Origin of the sequence: Candidatus Pseudothioglobus sp. Uisw_041 (assembly GCF_048087625.1) — a bacterium.
GTDB lineage: Bacteria > Pseudomonadota > Gammaproteobacteria > PS1 > Pseudothioglobaceae > Pseudothioglobus.
Window position 1 is genome coordinate 652,317 of record NZ_CP159805.1, and the last position, 16,501, is coordinate 668,817.

Annotated in this window: 17 protein-coding genes; 12 read left to right on the forward strand and 5 right to left on the reverse strand. The window is 39.1% G+C overall.

Going from position 1 to position 16,501, the window contains the following annotated elements; all coding sequences use genetic code 11:
- Window positions 1-6: 6 nt before the first annotated feature.
- Window positions 7-1,203 carry a hypothetical protein gene (locus ABXT44_RS03335; protein WP_416688087.1) on the reverse strand — a complete coding sequence of 399 codons (1,197 nt, stop codon included), beginning with the start codon at window positions 1,201-1,203 and terminating at the stop codon, window positions 7-9.
- A 139-nt stretch (window positions 1,204-1,342) separates the two neighbouring features.
- Between ABXT44_RS03335 and ABXT44_RS03340 the strand changes: the two genes are divergently transcribed.
- The 5 genes from ABXT44_RS03340 to ABXT44_RS03360 all read left to right on the forward strand — a co-directional run bounded on the left by ABXT44_RS03340 (window position 1,343) and on the right by ABXT44_RS03360 (window position 5,901).
- Window positions 1,343-1,693, forward strand: coding sequence for a DCC1-like thiol-disulfide oxidoreductase family protein (locus ABXT44_RS03340; protein ID WP_416688089.1), 351 nt, complete (start codon window positions 1,343-1,345; stop codon window positions 1,691-1,693).
- A 23-nt stretch (window positions 1,694-1,716) separates the two neighbouring features.
- Window positions 1,717-3,039 (forward strand): MATE family efflux transporter, encoded by a 1,323-nt coding sequence (locus ABXT44_RS03345; protein WP_416688091.1) that lies wholly within the window; start codon window positions 1,717-1,719, stop codon window positions 3,037-3,039.
- 140 nt (window positions 3,040-3,179) lie between these two features.
- The gene (locus tag ABXT44_RS03350; protein ID WP_416687171.1) at window positions 3,180-4,103 is read left to right on the forward strand and encodes an inverse autotransporter beta domain-containing protein; all 924 of its coding nucleotides are present in this window, start codon (window positions 3,180-3,182) and stop codon (window positions 4,101-4,103) included.
- Window positions 4,104-4,398: 295 nt separating this feature from the next.
- On the forward strand, window positions 4,399-5,121 hold the full coding sequence (locus ABXT44_RS03355; protein ID WP_416688093.1) for a hypothetical protein: 723 nt from the start codon (window positions 4,399-4,401) through the stop codon (window positions 5,119-5,121).
- A gap of 27 nt (window positions 5,122-5,148) precedes the next feature.
- On the forward strand, window positions 5,149-5,901 hold the full coding sequence (locus tag ABXT44_RS03360) for an opacity family porin (protein ID WP_416688095.1): 753 nt from the start codon (window positions 5,149-5,151) through the stop codon (window positions 5,899-5,901).
- Window positions 5,902-6,107: 206 nt separating this feature from the next.
- Here the strand turns inward: ABXT44_RS03360 and ABXT44_RS03365 are convergent, their stop codons facing one another.
- The 4 genes from ABXT44_RS03365 to ABXT44_RS03380 all read right to left on the reverse strand — a co-directional run bounded on the left by ABXT44_RS03365 (window position 6,108) and on the right by ABXT44_RS03380 (window position 9,666).
- Window positions 6,108-6,932: a hypothetical protein gene (locus tag ABXT44_RS03365; protein ID WP_416688096.1), complete on the reverse strand. Its 825-nt coding sequence runs from the start codon at window positions 6,930-6,932 to the stop codon at window positions 6,108-6,110.
- A gap of 23 nt (window positions 6,933-6,955) precedes the next feature.
- Window positions 6,956-7,801 carry a hypothetical protein gene (locus ABXT44_RS03370; RefSeq protein WP_416688098.1) on the reverse strand — a complete coding sequence of 282 codons (846 nt, stop codon included), beginning with the start codon at window positions 7,799-7,801 and terminating at the stop codon, window positions 6,956-6,958.
- Complete coding sequence (locus tag ABXT44_RS03375; protein WP_416688100.1) at window positions 7,801-8,697, reverse strand: inverse autotransporter beta domain-containing protein; 897 nt, start codon at window positions 8,695-8,697, stop codon at window positions 7,801-7,803. Before ABXT44_RS03375 ends, ABXT44_RS03370 begins: the two co-directional genes overlap by 1 nt.
- 90 nt (window positions 8,698-8,787) lie before the next feature.
- A complete protein-coding gene (locus ABXT44_RS03380) occupies window positions 8,788-9,666 on the reverse strand; it encodes a pirin family protein (RefSeq protein ID WP_416688101.1) in 879 nt (292 codons plus the stop codon).
- Between the two features lie 200 nt (window positions 9,667-9,866).
- Here ABXT44_RS03380 and ABXT44_RS03385 point away from each other — a divergent pair, with 200 nt between their 5' ends.
- From ABXT44_RS03385 to ABXT44_RS03415, 7 genes are all read left to right on the forward strand, one after another.
- Window positions 9,867-12,371: a S8 family peptidase gene (locus tag ABXT44_RS03385; protein ID WP_416688103.1), complete on the forward strand. Its 2,505-nt coding sequence runs from the start codon at window positions 9,867-9,869 to the stop codon at window positions 12,369-12,371.
- Complete coding sequence (locus ABXT44_RS03390; RefSeq protein ID WP_416688105.1) at window positions 12,355-12,750, forward strand: hypothetical protein; 396 nt, start codon at window positions 12,355-12,357, stop codon at window positions 12,748-12,750. The genes ABXT44_RS03385 and ABXT44_RS03390 overlap by 17 nt, the downstream gene beginning before the upstream one ends.
- Window positions 12,751-12,861: 111 nt before the next feature.
- The gene (locus ABXT44_RS03395) at window positions 12,862-13,581 is read left to right on the forward strand and encodes a type 1 glutamine amidotransferase (RefSeq protein WP_416688106.1); all 720 of its coding nucleotides are present in this window, start codon (window positions 12,862-12,864) and stop codon (window positions 13,579-13,581) included.
- Between the two features lie 93 nt (window positions 13,582-13,674).
- Window positions 13,675-14,019: a DUF5522 domain-containing protein gene (locus tag ABXT44_RS03400; RefSeq protein ID WP_416688108.1), complete on the forward strand. Its 345-nt coding sequence runs from the start codon at window positions 13,675-13,677 to the stop codon at window positions 14,017-14,019.
- Between the two features lie 3 nt (window positions 14,020-14,022).
- Window positions 14,023-14,415, forward strand: a complete 393-nt coding sequence (locus ABXT44_RS03405) for a hypothetical protein (RefSeq protein ID WP_416688109.1) — start codon at window positions 14,023-14,025, stop codon at window positions 14,413-14,415.
- The gene (locus ABXT44_RS03410) at window positions 14,408-15,388 is read left to right on the forward strand and encodes a pyridoxal phosphate-dependent decarboxylase family protein (protein WP_416688110.1); all 981 of its coding nucleotides are present in this window, start codon (window positions 14,408-14,410) and stop codon (window positions 15,386-15,388) included. Before ABXT44_RS03405 ends, ABXT44_RS03410 begins: the two co-directional genes overlap by 8 nt.
- A gap of 183 nt (window positions 15,389-15,571) precedes the next feature.
- Entirely contained in the window at window positions 15,572-16,498 is a 927-nt protein-coding gene (locus ABXT44_RS03415) for a nucleoside phosphorylase (RefSeq protein ID WP_416688112.1), read from the forward strand.
- The last annotated feature ends 3 nt before the right edge of the window (window positions 16,499-16,501 follow it).

The following is a 16,501-nucleotide window of genomic DNA, read 5'->3' on the forward strand; positions in this document are numbered from 1 at the left end:
TATGATCTAAAGTTCACTATTTAAAGAGCTAATACAAGAAATATAATTATCCCATCTAGTGCTTGAAAATTCCGTGCCATTCTCTACTTGAGGACCTATATTTCCAAGATAGCCGCCTAATAATGCTTCGTTATATAACTGAATATTAATTTCAGATAAACCTAAAGTAGATCTACATAAGTTATGAGTTTCCCCAGTTATTGTTATCTCTACACCAGTAGATTCCTCTAAGAGCTCTTCCATTAATTCGGCTTCAAATTCATCAATTTCTCTTTCTATTGCTTCTGAAGAAAGTTTTGCCTGATAAGCAGCAGTTGACGCAGAAGCTGCAGCTTTTTCATCCGCTAGTTTTGCTTGGAAGGCTTCAAGGGCAGCTTGTCTTGCCATCTCTGCTTGTATTTCAGCCATCATTTCTTGAGCAGCTAATTCAGCCTCAAGTTTCGCTTCGAAGGCAGCAAGTTCACTTTCAAGCTTAAGTTCAGCTCTCTTGTTCTTTAATCGTTCATCGCGTGCTACCTTAGCTTGGTAAGCGGTAGTTGATGCTGCAGCTGCAGCTTTATCCGCAGCTAGTTTTGCTTGGAAGGCTTCAAGGGCAGCTTGTCTTGCCATCTCTGCTTGTATTTCAGCCATCATTTCTTGAGCAGCTAATTCAGCCTCAAGTTGCGCTTCAAAGTTTGCCAATTCTTTTTCGGTATTGAGCTGGTCCATAAGCGCAGCAATCCTTGCATCATTTGCACGTTTAGATTGATAAGCAGCTGTAGACTTGGCAGCAGCAGCTTTATCCGCAGCTAGTTTTGCTTGGAAGGCTTCAAGGGCAGCTTGTCTTGCCATCTCTGCTTGTATTTCAGCCATCATTTCTTGAGCAGCTAATTCAGCCTCAAGTTGCGCTTCGAAGGCAGCAAGTTCTGATTCTATAAGACTATCTTGATAGGCAGCTGTAGACTTTGCAGCAGCAGCTTTTTCATCCGCTAGTTTTTGAAGGAATGCATCAAGAGCAGCTTGTCTTGCTGTCTCTGTTTCTTTTTCCTGGAGGGCAAGTTTAGCAACAAGTTCGGCTTCAAATGCAGCAAGCTCTGCATCGAGAAGTTCAGCTTGCTCAGCTGACGCTGATGCAGCAGCAGCCTTTTCATCTGCTAGTTCATAATTATAATAAACACTAACTAACCCAACAGATATTACTAAAAAAAGTAGAATTTTTTTCATTCTGATATTGTAGTATATTATTAAGTTAAGTGATGCTTATTAATCTATTGTCTGCTATATTTTTTAAAGACTAATACATAATTAACTTTATCACTCTGACTTGTATAATGCAGTTTATATATTCATCCCAAAGAAATTTATGAAAACTCAATTATCAGGAAAGGTTTTGTTTAATGAAGAGTGCAGTATCTGTAACTTTGAAATTAAGCACTACAAAAAACGCTCACATCTCGAATATGAAAACTGCAGTCAGAAGGGTGATAAGTACTTAAAAGCGCTTTATGTTGAATTTCCAGATGGCTCGGAAATAAAAGGCGTTGAAGCTTTTATCTATGTGTGGAGTAACACCAAGGGCTATAACTGGCTCGCAAAATTTGTAAGCACTCCAGGTGTCTTTGTTGTTGCTAAGTTAGTTTATGCTTTCCTTGCATTTATTCTGTACTGGCGATTTAAGCTCTTTAATCAAAAGTTTAAAAAAGAAGTCCATTAACGGCATCAATTAAACCCTAAAAAATGCAAACTAAATCTACAGGCCTTTCGCATAAGAGAGTCTTGGGTGTGGCTATTCCAATCGTATTGGCTAACGCTACAATCCCAATTTTAGGCGCTGTCGATACTGCGGTTGTCGGGCAGTTAGGCTTAGCTGTTCCTATCGGCGCTGTCGGTATTGGCGCAATCATCATCACGGCAATCTACTGGCTGTTTGGTTTTTTGCGAATGGGCACAACAGGCCTTACCGCCCAAGCCATCGGCTCTGGTGACAAGCCTGAAACATCAGCCCTTCTAGTTAGAGGAGTCATTATTGGTTTCACAGCTGGCCTGATATTAATTATTGCCCAGGTACCTATTTTTTTAGGGGCTCTGCAGTTATCTCCAGCCTCTATGGAGGTAGAAAGTTTAGCGCAAAAATATTTACAGATTAGGGTCTATAGCGCGCCTGCTGCTATCGCTCTTTTTGGCATTACTGGCTGGCTGATTGCTAAAGAAAAAACGCGAGCAGTTCTGCTACTTCAATTGGTTCTCAATGGGATTAATATTGCATTAGATTTAGTTTTTGTTTTAAAGCTTGGATGGGGCGTTCAAGGGGTCGCTATTGCAACTCTGATAGCAGAATGGTCAGGCCTTATATTTGGACTCTGGCTTGCACGTGAAGGCTTTAATAATGGCTACTGGAAAAACTGGCTGCAGATATTTGATAGAGTACGCCTAATTCAAATGGCCAAAGTAAATAGCGACATAATGATTCGCTCTATTTTGCTAGAAATTAGTTTCGTTAGTTTTTTGTTTCTAGGCTCAAGTTTTGATGATGCGACGCTAGCTGCCAACCAGGTACTGATTCAATTTTTAAATATTACTGCCTACGCTCTTGATGGGTTCGCCTTTGCAGCAGAGGCTTTGGTAGGGCAGGCTCTTGGCGCTAAAAACAGACCACTATTTCGAAGGGCAGTGGTAATGACAAGTCAATGGGGTCTTGGCTCAGTGATTCTAATGGCGCTTGCATTTTTTGTTTTTGGTAATAGTATTATTAATATCATGACAACTGCGCAGGATGTGAGGACTGTTGGCTATGAGTATCTGCCTTGGATGGTGATCGCTCCTTTGGCTGGGGTTGCGGCGTGGATGTTAGATGGAATTTTTATTGGCGCTACAAGGACCGCTGATATGCGCAATATGATGTTTATTTCTTTTTGTGTTTATTTGATAGCACTCGCCATTTTGCTTCCTAAATATGGCAATCATGGGCTTTGGGCTTCGTTGATTATATTCTCCTTAGCAAGGGGAATTACTTTAGGTTTTAAATATCCTAGGCTCGAGGCATCAGTGGGGCCTAACTAACCTAATAAATTAATAATTTTAATTTTTATAGTTATAAATTATTATTTATAACTATGTGGCTCTATTTGAATTATAGACGCGATGCACCTTTAACTATATAATTGGCATCTTACAAATTTATCATTACAAGGAAGCATGATATGAGTTTTTCAAATTCAAATCTAACCAAGACCGCGCTGAGCGCACTCTTAACCATGTCACTCGGTTTTTCCCTGAGCGTCAGCGCGGATGACTCAGAGCAAATTAAGTCTACGCTGATGAGCAGAATGACCAGTTCGACTGGCTCGTTTATCTCAACAGGTATTGGCGCACTACTGAGCCCCAACTTTAATACCGTTGAGGTTAGCACTAACCTTAAAGAGGGTGACTCATCGGTTGACATTGGCGTCCTTAGAGCTTTTGGTGACAACCCAAACTCATTTATCTTTAATCAGATCAATCTTAATCGTTTTGATGATAGAACCACTTTAAACCTTGGTCTAGGCTATAGAAGACTCAACGCTGACGAGACTTGGATGGGCGGCGTTAACGCATTTTACGATCACGAGTTCCCGAACGATCACAAACGTAACGGCGTTGGCTTTGAGCTTATTAGCTCCGCCTTTGAGGCAAGGGTGAACTCATACCACGGCACCACAGGCTACATTAAAGACAAGAGTGGTACTAACTCGAAAGCACTTGACGGCAGAGACATGGGCTTCAAGGTAGCGCTGCCTTACCTCCCCGGAATGATGTTTGGCATGAACGCAGTGCAGTGGAAGGGTATTGACGGCATGAAGGACAAGAAGAGCAGGAAGTACACGCTCGGCGGTTACCTCTCTGACAACGTCTCGATTAGCTTTGAGCGTCATGACTATAAAAACAAAGCGACTAAAGATAACAACAGCATTAACCTGAACTACACGTGGGGCTTTGGCGCACAGAATACAAGACCTAAACTCTTAGAGTTTGCAAGCTCGGCTTACGAACTTAAGAAGCTTGGCGATCAGCGCTATGACCTTGTCAAGCGTGAGAATCGAATCGTTAAGAAGAAATCTGGCGTTCTAACAGTGAGTGGGTACTAATATGAAAACATTAAACGTAAATAAACTAACAATCCTGCTTGGACTGTTTTTAGTCTCAGCCTTTTTTACAACTGGTGCGAATGCGCTTTGTACCGTTAATGCAGACGGTGAGATTATTACACCTGCAAATGATAATGAAAATAAGGTGTCGGACGATACCACAACCTATGATGCAGAGGGTAATGAGGATTATCCGGCCGGTCGTGCAGATAATGTTTGTTTGATTACCCCTGCCACATACAAGATAGTATTTTACAAGGTTGGTGTCTGCACAGCAGATCCTGATCTAAACGATTTGTCGAGCTGTGAGATGTTCTTTGAGGATGCTGCGGGTATTACGGTTGATATCAAAGCAGGTGTCAGCTCTACATTCGACATTCCAGAGTTTACAATTACCCCAGGAACCTACCCCTTTCTATATGTTCAGCTTAGCAATAAACTGGGTATGAAGTGGCAGGGAAGTATGTCCAATAACGTAACTGGGTCGTCTGGAGCAGGCAAATATTGCTGGACTAACAATGCCGGCTTTCACTCTATGGCAGCTCAATCAAATCCAGGCGCTGACCCTACTGTAACGGTAGAAACGGCTTATGGAACCTCTTTAGCTTACAATGCCGTGACAGTGGACTGCGGTACTCTCGCAGAAGCGAATGCTGGCGTGATATTTAATTATGAGGTAATGACTAGGTTTAGTGAAGCTTATTGTTCAGCTAATCTACTGGCTAACGGTGATAAAATGGATATGACAGAAAAAGAGGGTGTAGGGGCTTCACGCGGACAACCAACGATTAGTCTACTTACCTCTGCGGATGTATTTGCTACAACCTGCACAAATTCAGCAAAAATTGCGTGGACAACGACCCTTGATACTGCATATATCATCACTGAAAACTCCTCATTTGAGATGAGCATTGCGGCAACAGCGGCAAATGAGATCCAGTTCGATTCGGAAGAAAACTTAGAGATTTTCAAAGTGGGTTCGGGTGCACCTAAAATCTCCCTGAACGTTACTGACTAAAATATAGGACAGTTGCATTATTAGTTTATGAAAATATTAGTTCTAAATAAACTAATAATGCTTGTGAGGCTGCTCTTACTCTCAGTGCTATTTTCAACAAGCGCTGTTGCAGAGGATACTTCTGTTCAAAGCGTTAATGAGCTCTCATTCGGCGTCACAGTTTCCGCTAACGGCTCCCTCACCTCTGCAAGCGGTATGCATACCGCTCTTCCATTCAACCTGGGTACAAACGTTAAAAAAGGCACGCTCAACAACAACACTGTAACTAATAAAGACTATGCTATCAGTGTTGATTACTATAGAAAAATTAGCGACAACATATACTTTAATGCCGGAATTACTGAAAGCAGCATGAAGACTAAAGACACGAAGGCTACTTTTGAAGGTGGATATGTTGTTACGCCTTTTCCAACATTCACAACAAAGGGTACCATTCTTAATTTAGGTCCAAGCTATAGGTTTGATACTTCGTCAAGCTTTACCCCTTATATAGGTTTAAATGTTTCATATTTTTCTGGAAAAGTAACGAATACTAATTACCCAACTGTTTCTGGAACTGGCACCTATGGTGTGGGGGGTCCAGAGACAAAGGCTACCTGTTGGGGTCTGAATCCTAATCTGGGTATGTATGCTAATTCAGGGCTATTAAAGGGTTTTGGGGTTTCAGTTAAGTCTCAAAATCTTGATTGTGATGGCGACTCTTTTCGCAGTTTCACTAAAGGCTACAAGACAGAGTTTAAAAATATCCTCTATTCAGTGGACTATCGAGTCTTCTTTTAAACCTTTTGTAAAATTTAATTCTTACAAACCTATACTGTCAATTTTTACAGACACTTAATGGCACATCTTGTGCTATTTCGCCTTGCAATGTATAAAGCTGAATCATGATTTCAGGCTAGTTTCTTTTGACTTGGTTAAGTCAAATGTCTCAAAATAGAGTTAGTCTTATAATTAGCTTTAAAATAGTTACTCAAAGATGACAAAATCTAATCAGTAATCGTAATCTGAACTTTTACATGGTATGGGGTAATCGCACAACTTGCTCCATTATTATAATCAATAGCGCTCAGAGACATACTTGTGCCGAATGCCATATTTATTTTTGGCGCTACTTCAGAGACCGTATATGGTTTGCTTAATGCATATATAATTGAAAATTCTTCATCTGAACTGGTTACATCTTCAACGCTTATTCCAAAAAAACCTTCTTCAGTAACAGGCAGAGCAACGTTATAGGTTGACCAAGTATAGGTAGAAGTGCAGTCAGTACTTAAACATAGTTTAAATAAATTTGCTGCATTTTGACTAAGACCACCGCTACTCGTAGAAAAATAATAGGAAGCTAGAGTTGGACTGCCAGTCATTTTTCCAGCAGGCACTCTTTCATACTTACTAGCACCGTTAAGGCCTGCATTAGAATCAGTATGACAAGTATAAGTGACCCCCCCACTAGAAACAGGGACTGATCCTTTAAGCTTGATTTCTCTTGAAAGTGTTGGCTTAATATGAGTAAAGGTCGTTCCAATTGGAAGGCCTTTCGTCGAAGCAAATGTTGCAATCTTTTGTCCTTCTAACACTGAAGTAACATCAAACTCTAAGGAGCCTGTTCCTACTGTAACTGCATCGTTACAAGTAACATCGTACACAGATGTATTTGGAGCGCCGGTACAAAGCTCCAGCTTTTTCAGAGTTAATATATAAGCATCAGGTCGAGCACAATATCCCACGTCATCATCAATACACCCTGCAGCTTTAGCTTGAAAAGAAATTACGATCGATAATAATAAAACCAATAAAGGAGATTTATTCATAATTTCCCCGATGGAGTCAAAATCTAATCAGTAATAGTTATTTCAGTTTTGACATAATATGGTGAAATAGCGCAAGAAGTTCCATTATCTGTTTCTGCATTCAGAGACATTTTTGTACCAAACGCCAAATCTATTTTGGGTGCAACTTCAGAAACCGTATACGGCTCTTTTAATGCAAATATCATCGAAAAGTCATCATCAGAGTTGGTAATGTCTTCAATGCTTAAACCAAAACGAGAATCAGTAGAAGTAGGCAGATCTTTATTATAGTTATCCCAATTATAAGTACTAGTACAATCTTGATTTCGACACAATTTCATTAAATTCGCTGCATTTTGACTAGTGTAAGTAACCCCATTTCGAGTTTGTTCACCACTGTCAGTATTCAAATAATAAGTCATCAAAGTTGCGGGAGCACTTGTTTTTCCAGCAATAATTCTATTATATTTATTACCGCCATTTAGAGTTGCAGAAGAGTCTGTATAACACCTGAATGTTGTAAAGCCATTTCCTGAAACTAAAACCGATCCTTGCAACTGAATTTTTCTTAACATTGTTGGCTTAATATGGGTAAAGGTCGTTCCAATTGGAAGGCCTTTTGTTGAAGCAAATGTTGCAATAGCCTGTCCAGCGGCTACTGAAGTAACATCAAACTCTAAGGAGCCTGTTCCTACTGTAACTGCTCCATTACAAGTCACGTCATAAGGACCAGTATTTGGAACGCTAGTGCAAAGCTCCAGTTTGGTCATAGTTAAAATATACTTAGAAGGTTCGTCACAATTACCCTCACTAGTTGCGCAACCTGCAGAATATACTTGCAATGAAATTAATCCTAAAAATAATGGAAGAAGTTTATATGTTTTATTCATTAGTCAAGCCTCGAAATAGTTACGCCAACGCCTTCAGACTCAAGCGTAATTTTGTTTGATCGCTTTACCTTTGATAGGAGCTGTGAGCTCATATCACCCTCTGGGAATGCTTCATCTGATATAAATTCTGTTGATGCTGTAGGGCCTTCTCTGGGAGGGAAAACAAAGGATATTTTTACAAAGTTATCTTTCTTTTGGATGTTGTTATCATCAACACCTAACTCCATAATTACATTGGGAGTAAGAAGCAAGTCAAAGCTTAATTTATCACCCTTGGAGTTTTTAGAATTATTAACCTTCTTCCACTCATAATGCGTTAAATTAATTTTTGCCCAAGGAAGATAGGGGATCTGACCACTGACACTCATGTCATTACCATCAAGCGCCCTTTCTTTAAAGTCACCCACCGTCTTTTGTCCAGAGATTGCTTCGTAGTGGTTAATTAAAATGTCAAAGACTGCGGTCCTGAATTCAAAACCTAGACTGTATCTTGAATTACCCTTCGCGTCATAATCTATAAAGACGTTACCACCAATCATTGATTTTTTATCATCCGTTAACGTTCTGTAGCCTAGACCAATGTTGGTTGTCATTCTACTTTTACTTCTAATTAGAGTATTACTCAGTTGCAGCTGAACAAACCAAGCATCTTTGCCAGGGTGAACAGATATTGGCCTTACCGTCATAATTGAAAATTCAGGCTTGTTATTTTCTTTAGCGCTAAACTGAACTTCAGTATCACCCTGTCCGCCAATAACGCCAGCGATAGAAGAGGCAATGCCCGAGGACATACTTGAAAGTAAGCCTTGCTTTATAGCGTCAGATTCATCTGCGTTTGCATTTGTACTAAAAGCAAACACTATAAGAAGAAGTGCTTTTGATAAATTATTTTTCATGGGAAGGTTAGTAATTTTTAAGAGTAGGTAATTATATAGAGTTTTTTTTAAAAGTAAATAATTCAAAATGATCCATTTTTTAATTAGTTGCTAGTCTAAATACCCAAACTTGCCGCTATTAAAGTCATCAATTGTTTGTTTTATCTCTGCATTGGTGTTCATCACGAACGGGCCATATGAGGCAATAGGCTCATCGATAGGCTCGCCGCTAAGAATCAGAATGGTTGCATCTTCATCTGCCCTAATGGTGAACTCTTTGCCGTCATTTTCAAAGAGGACAAAGTGGTTTGCTGGGGCTTTTTCAATGTTGTTGATTGTAGCGCTTCCTTTGGTAATTAGAAGTCCTGTGTTGTGACTAGCGGTAAAGCTAAAGCTAGTTCCCTTGCCTTTATTTAGGTGAACGTTGTATAGACTTAAAGGGGTAAAGGTAGAGGCTGGGCCTTTACTGCCTTCAAAATCACCGGCGATAATGTCCACAGAGCCCGCATTATTTTCTAGCTCAACTTTGGTGAGGTCATTCTTGTTAAGATTCTGATATTTAGGAGTTGTCATTTTATCTTTAGCAGGCAAGTTAACCCAGAGCTGAACCATCTGCATTTCGCCGCCTTTTTTACCAAAGTTTTTCTCGTGATATTCTTTGTGAAGAATGCCAGAACCAGAAGTCATCCACTGCACATCACCTTCACCGATAATTCCACCGCCGCCACTACTATCGTGATGCTCAACCTTTCCTTTGTAAGCAATCGTAACGGTTTCAATGCCTCTGTGAGGGTGTGATCCAACACCTCTTGGGGCTCCATTATTTGGTGGGAAGTAATGCGTTGGACCATAGTCCATTAATAGAAATGGACTCAAACGTTTCATTGTTAGAGGCTCCTCTCTTCCAAGAATTCCATGAACCCTAAAACCGTCCCCTACAAAATGAAGATTGCCTGGAGGTATTACTGCCTCTATTGTTCTAAATGCCATTGTATAAGTTGTATTCTTAAAAGATAAAATTATAAATGTATTCTATTAATCACTCTGTTTATTTATTGAAACAGTGTGTTTTGCCTTTCATAAAAAAAAGCACTTTTATAGCTAATGCTTAAACTCAATTCAGCGTATATTTACCGTGACTCAATTCAGCGTATATTTACCGTGACTCAATTCAGCGTATATTTACCATTATGTGTTATAAAAGTATTTGTCTTATTTCAACACTTTCATTACTTCTTGCTGGTTGTTTTGGAGGCAGCAGTGGGACTGCAGCAGCTGTTGTTGCTTCAACTCCAAGTTTTCTGGATTCAGGCACATCTCTTACCTATAACTCAACAAATGCATCAACGTTAGCAGCTACAACAGAATTTCAAAAATTTAATTACAATACTATAAGCTCTCAAAATCCACTAGAGGTAATTAATGCTCATAAAGCCCATGGATATGGCTTGACTGGCGCTGGACAAACTATAGCAATAATGGATACAGGTTTTTCTACAACACATAAAGATTTTAGTGCTAAAACTATAGCAACATTTGGAACATTAGATCAATCAAATGGTTCAGGTATCTCAAATGGCCATGGTTTGTTCGTTGCAGGAATTGCTACAGCTGAAAATGATGATACTGATGGCTCTACAGTTCAAGGAGTGGCTCCTAGCGCTAATCTTCATTTTTCAAGCTATAATAAAATTAATGGAAATTCCTATTTCCCAACGCATTGGGCTAATGCAACCGATAATGCAAGCTCTGCGGTGGTTCAAAATAATAGTTGGGGAATTAATTATCAGGTTGACACACTTAAATCAGATATCAGTTCTAATGGCTGGAGTAACGCTCATGGTGTTGCGCAAAAATGGAACTCAAGTGGTTATACTGCAAATGCAGCTTCTGCTTCTGCCTATATTACAGCGCTAAATAACTTTCAAGATCACGGCGTCATTGTCTATTCGCTTTCTAATACATTTTCCTACTCAGATGCTGACTTTCAGGCCGCACTTCCAGAACTTTTCTCTCAGCTTAATGAGGCATGGATAACAGCCGTTAATGTCGAAATTACAGGCTCATTAGGAAGTGAAACCTATACGAGAAAATCTGCACCCTGTGGCTCAACTGGAGCTTACTGCCTTGGCGCTGATGGTTATGGAGTAAATGGCCTTAAAGGAGCTCAAGGAAATACAGGGAGTTATTGGGAAAATGTAAGTATTGGCGGTATTGATTATGTTTCTGGAACCTCTTTTGTTGCGCCTCAAATATCTGGTGCAGTTGCATTATTATCAGAAGCCTTTCCTAGTCATACGCCAGCGCAAATAACAGATAGACTTTTAGCCTCGGCAGATAACACGTTCTTTAATCATGACGCTGTAGTTACTTTTGGTAACGGAATTTCACATGGCTATGATGATGAGTTTGGACATGGAATACTTGATATTTATGCAGCTCTTCAGCCAATTACTTCTTCAAGTGATAATAGGTCAATGAGTCTGTATACAGGAGACTCTATTAATGATAATCACTCTTTTCAGTTTGGTAATTCTCGGCTCTTAACATCAAGCTCATTTGGTGACTCACTCCAAAGAGGTTTAATCAGTGAAGTTGGTTATACCTATGATGATTTAGATGGCGGCTTTAAGTATGATTTGCACTCTCATATTAATACCTCAAATAAAGGCGCACCTTCAATTAGTCTCTCAAATGAACTAAAAAGTCTTTCAAATTCTTTAAATACTTCACTCATTCCAAATCATAATGATCATTTTAATCAGATAGCTGGAAGCTTTTTAATAAGTGATGATTTGAATACATTTGTGACACTAGGCGCAAGCTCAATCCCAGTTCAAAATTTCTTTGAATTAAATAGTGATTTGCACAATTTATCAATTTATCAAACATCATACTTGGAGGCTAATGAGGGGGGAATTGGTGTTAATGCTAATTATCAGCTTTCTAATTCTCGACTTCTAATAGGAGCAACTATTCCTATAGAGCAAGATAATGGTCAAACTATAGGCACTAGAAAAAGTCTTGTAAGTTCATTAGAGTTAGGAGATTCTTCAAATCAGATAATAACTTTGATGGCTGGAATTACCGAAGATAAAGACAGTCTTTTAGGGTCAAAGGGTTCCAGTGCATTTTCTCTTGAAGGATCAAACTCAATCACAACTTTTACAGCCCTTAAAGCACAAAAGCAGTTTTATGATAATTTTTCTTTAACTGGTATAGCAACATTTGGAAATACAAACATGTCGAGTCCAAATAATAGTTTTGTAGATTCTGCAAGTGATGTTAAGTCTTCAAGTATTGCTTTAATTGCAAATATGAAAAATCTCTCTAAAGATGATAGTTTATCTTTTTATGTCAATCAGCCTGACCGCGTAGAAAATGGCTCAGTTGCAATTAAAACCTCAAGCCTAGCTGACTCTAATCAAAATATAATGCAAACAATTAAAAATATTGACCTTGAGTCATCAGCAAGACAAATCAATATGGGCTTCTCTTACAGAAAAGACTTATCTAAAGATTTTGCTTTCTCGCTTAAGCATTTAATTACCAATAATTTGAACCATAGCAATACATCAAACAGGCTTCATTCAAGTTATGTTGGAATGGACTATAAAGACTTAAAGCTTGGTATAAGCTCTAATCCAAATGACTCCTCAATAGAAAAACAGATTTCATATGCAATTGCTTTATAAATTCAAATATAAGATTCTTCTGTCTTTTTTAGTAATCGCGCTAAGCTCGTGCTCAGTTATTTCTGAAGAGCTCTCGTGTAAGTTCTCTGAGATAGATTGTTATCGGTTTAATTACACATCTGTCGATAGCTTTAACGATTCAGTGCTCAAGTATTCTGAGCAGTGGAGTTTGTCTGACCCTACGAATGCTTTAATTAAAATAACTCCAAAAGAGAAACTATCTATTAGCTCCTCAGTTGAAGCTGAAAATCTAATTCTAGAAAGTCCTGAAAGTATTTATGCTCTGGGTATTTATATTAAGAATAATCAAAAGCCAAGGGAGTGGTTATTTGTTGCTGAACAGGCTTATTTGCGAAGCTGGAATAGCTTAGGCAGATAAATCAAATAATTCTTAGAATTGAATTTTAATAAATCTAATCACTAAAATAATAACCAATTACTTTAGAGTTCATAAATTAGAATATAAGCATTAAATTAAAAATTCTTTATTTTGAAAAAAAATATTCTTGTCTTTAAACACATGACTTCTCAGAATCCTGGAATCTTTCGAGATTTTGCTGATATTCAGAATATTCGTTTTCATGAGATTGACCTTCATGCTGGCGACAAAATACCAAATTTAGAAAAGTTTGATGGTCTCTGGGTGATGGGAGGCTCGATGAATGTCTGGGAAGAGGAGGAGTTTCCTTGGCTGATTGAGGAGAAAGAAGCTATTCGCCATGCGGTTGAAGATTTAAATATGCCGTTTTTAGGCATCTGCCTTGGGCATCAGCTCCTTGCGGTAGCAATGGGTGGTAAGGCGGTCAATACTGGAAGGTATGAGGTAGGACTATTTGAAATTGAGCCCACTCAAGCAGGACTAAATCACCCACTCCTTAATAACCTAAATGCTTCTGAAAAATGGGTTAATGCGCACTTAGTTGAGGTAATCGAGCCACCTAAGAACTCTGTTATATTAGCAACCTCTAAGGCTTGTCAAAACCACATTATGCAGGTTGGCGAGAATGCCTATTCATGCCAGTTTCATCCTGAGGTCTGCAGTCACACTTTGGATGGCTGGATGAAAATTCCTGGCGTACCTAACTTTTTTGAAGAGTTAAGTGTTAATGGCCTTGAAGATTTAACGAGCAGTATTACTGATAATTTAGCGGTTAATAATAGGGCTTCATTTACCCTCTTTAAAAATTGGTGTGACTTAGTGTTTGACTAAAAAAACTTACTATTTAAAGTGATAAACATATTGTTGTTGCATTGCAATAGAATCAATGTCAAAATCTAGAATCAATTAATTTTTTTTATAACTATGACTGCTAAACATTGCTCTAAGTGCAATCAATCATTTGGTTGTGGTTCTGGGACCGGCAACTGCTGGTGTATGAGTTTTCCTGCAATTATGTCTCCAACTTTAGAGCAAGACTGTTTTTGTCCATCTTGCCTTGGAGATGCAATTAACAATAAAATTGAGGCACTTATAGATGAGAATGGTATGGAGAGTTTTCAAAAACTTGCTGAGCCATATCGCGCTCAACCTAAGCTAATTAAGAATGTGGACTTCACTATTGAAGACGAATTGTATGTATTTAGTAAATGGTATCTAATAAAGCAGGGGAGTTGCTGTAAAAATGGCTGTAAGAACTGCCCTTATTAAAATATGCATAAATTTGATGATAAAGCCTCTAAGATATTATTAAACGTCCTTTCTCATACCATTGAGCGCTTAAGTATGGATCCGCCAACTTTGGATTATCCAAAGTCCGTTAATTTTTTTGAAAAAAATGCCAAAAGCCTTATCTCAGAAATGGGAAACTCTATTGACACTGTTTTTGATCAATATAAGAATACTATAGAGCAAAGCATTATTTCAGTGGACTCACCACGGAACTTGGCCTTTATACCTGCCGCGCCTACCAAAGCATCTATGATTTTTGATTTAGTGGTTTCTGCCGGATCACTTTGCGGAGTTTCTTGGCAAGAAGCGAGCGGGGCGGTCTGGGCTGAAAACCAAGTCATACGATGGATCGCTCGATCTTGTTGGATTGCCTGAGAGTGCTGGAGGCTGTTTTGTTGCTGGAGGAACTAATGGAAACTTATCTTCATTGGTCGTTGCAAGAGAGGAGTTTCGTAAAAAGAATCCCGGCACGTTGAAACGCTTGGCTATTTTGTGCTCAGATCAAACCCACTCTTCAGTAAAAAGTACCGCCCTAGTAATGGACTGTGAAGTCATAGTTGTTGCCACAGCTGATTCATATCAATTAACCCCTGAGCTTATTGAAAATGAACTTAGGGAGCATTCAAAAACGTATGAGAGTCTTGATATATTTGCTGTTGTTGCAACAGCAGGGACGACAAATTTAGGGGTAATAGACGACATCAATGGTATATCTGATTTCGCAAAAAAGAACAAAATATGGCTTCATGTCGATGGCGCTTATGGAGGCGCAGGCTTGCTTTCAGATAACGTTAAAGATTTATTTAATGGAGTTGAAAATGCGGACTCATTTATCGTTGATCCCCATAAGTGGCTTTTTGCACCGCTTGACTGCGCGGCGGTTATTTATAGAGATAAAAGTTTAGCAGCAGAGGTGCACGCTCAAAAGGCGAGTTATTTGGATATTCTTCATGACGATGAGGAGGGTGACAACCCTTCAGATTATGCCTTTCATTTGTCAAGGAGAGCGAGAGGTTTGCCGCTATGGTTTTCTTTATCCGTATACGGAGTAGAGGCATATCGAAATGCTGTAGAGAGTTCACTTAATATTGCGAGCTACGCGTCAGGCGTAATTAAGGAGTCGTCACATTTATCCTTGTTGATTGAGCCTACGCTTTCAATCGTTGCTTTTGAGAGAATAGGTTGGGACTGGTCAGATTATAAGAGTTGGTCAAAAAAGCAACTTAAAAAACAAATCTGCTTTGTTGTTCCGTCTTCCGTAAGAGGTAAGCCAGTTTTGAGGTTTGCTTTTGTAAACCCGGGAACCACAGAGGCAATCGTAGATGAGATCTTATTAAGCCTAAAGTAAACCTTCGCAATAATATTTACTTTATTGGTTTATCTTTTTTTGGTTTTTTCTTTTCTTTTCTAGAGTCTTTTCCCTTAGCCATGTTTCCTCCCTTTAATGGTAAATATCTTACAGTATTTTCGATTGCATCTTTAGAGCCTTATTAATATAATACTGGTATGACAAAAAATAATCCTATTACATATGACTGATAGATCTGAGATCGTAATTGTTAATGAGCGTCTCTACCACTTGGGAATAAAAAAAGGAGACCTTGCGCAGAATGTCTTTATCGTTGGAGACCCGGCGCGTGCAATTCGCGTTTCTAAAGAGTTTGATACGATTGAGCGAGAGATTTCAAATAGAGAATATCTAACGTTTACAGGAACATATAAGGGAATTCCAGTATCTGTAATTGGTACAGGAATTGGCACAGACAACGTCGAAATTGCCTTAGTTGAAGCCTTCATTGCCCATGAGTTTAACCTTAAAGATAACACCCGTAAAAGTGACTGTCCGCCGATGACATTTATAAGGCTTGGAACGTCTGGCGGCGTTCATCCAGATATAGCTCCTGATACTCTTGCAATATCTTCCTATGCGCTTGGTTTAGATAATACTGGGCTCTACTATGATGAGGCTCCCGTAGATGAAATAGTTGAAAGAATTGAGATTAAAGCAAGAAAAATTTTGACGGATGCAGCGCTTAAAGACTCAAGATTTAGAGGAAAAATTATTCCCTATGCATCAAAGGCATCTACCGAAATTACAGAAGCATTGGCAAAACAAGCAGCACAGCAAAATGTTAAATTTGAAGTCGGGATAACAGTCTCCTCTCCAGGCTTTTATGGCCCGTCCTCGCGCTTTATTGAGGGCCTAAAATATACCTTTCCTGACATTAAGGGTAGCCTTTCAAAGCTTGAAGTCGATGGTCTTCGGGTGCTCAATATGGAGATGGAGTCCAGTCTATTTTTTCACTTATGTGGCCAGATGGGATATCGAGCTGGGACAATTTGTACGGTGATTAGCGCCTCTACATCGAGCGATGATGTTGTAGACTATGACGCTGCTATAGGAAATGCAATTAAAATTGGCCTGAAGACGCTAGTTGACCTTAATAAAGCAAGCTAATTT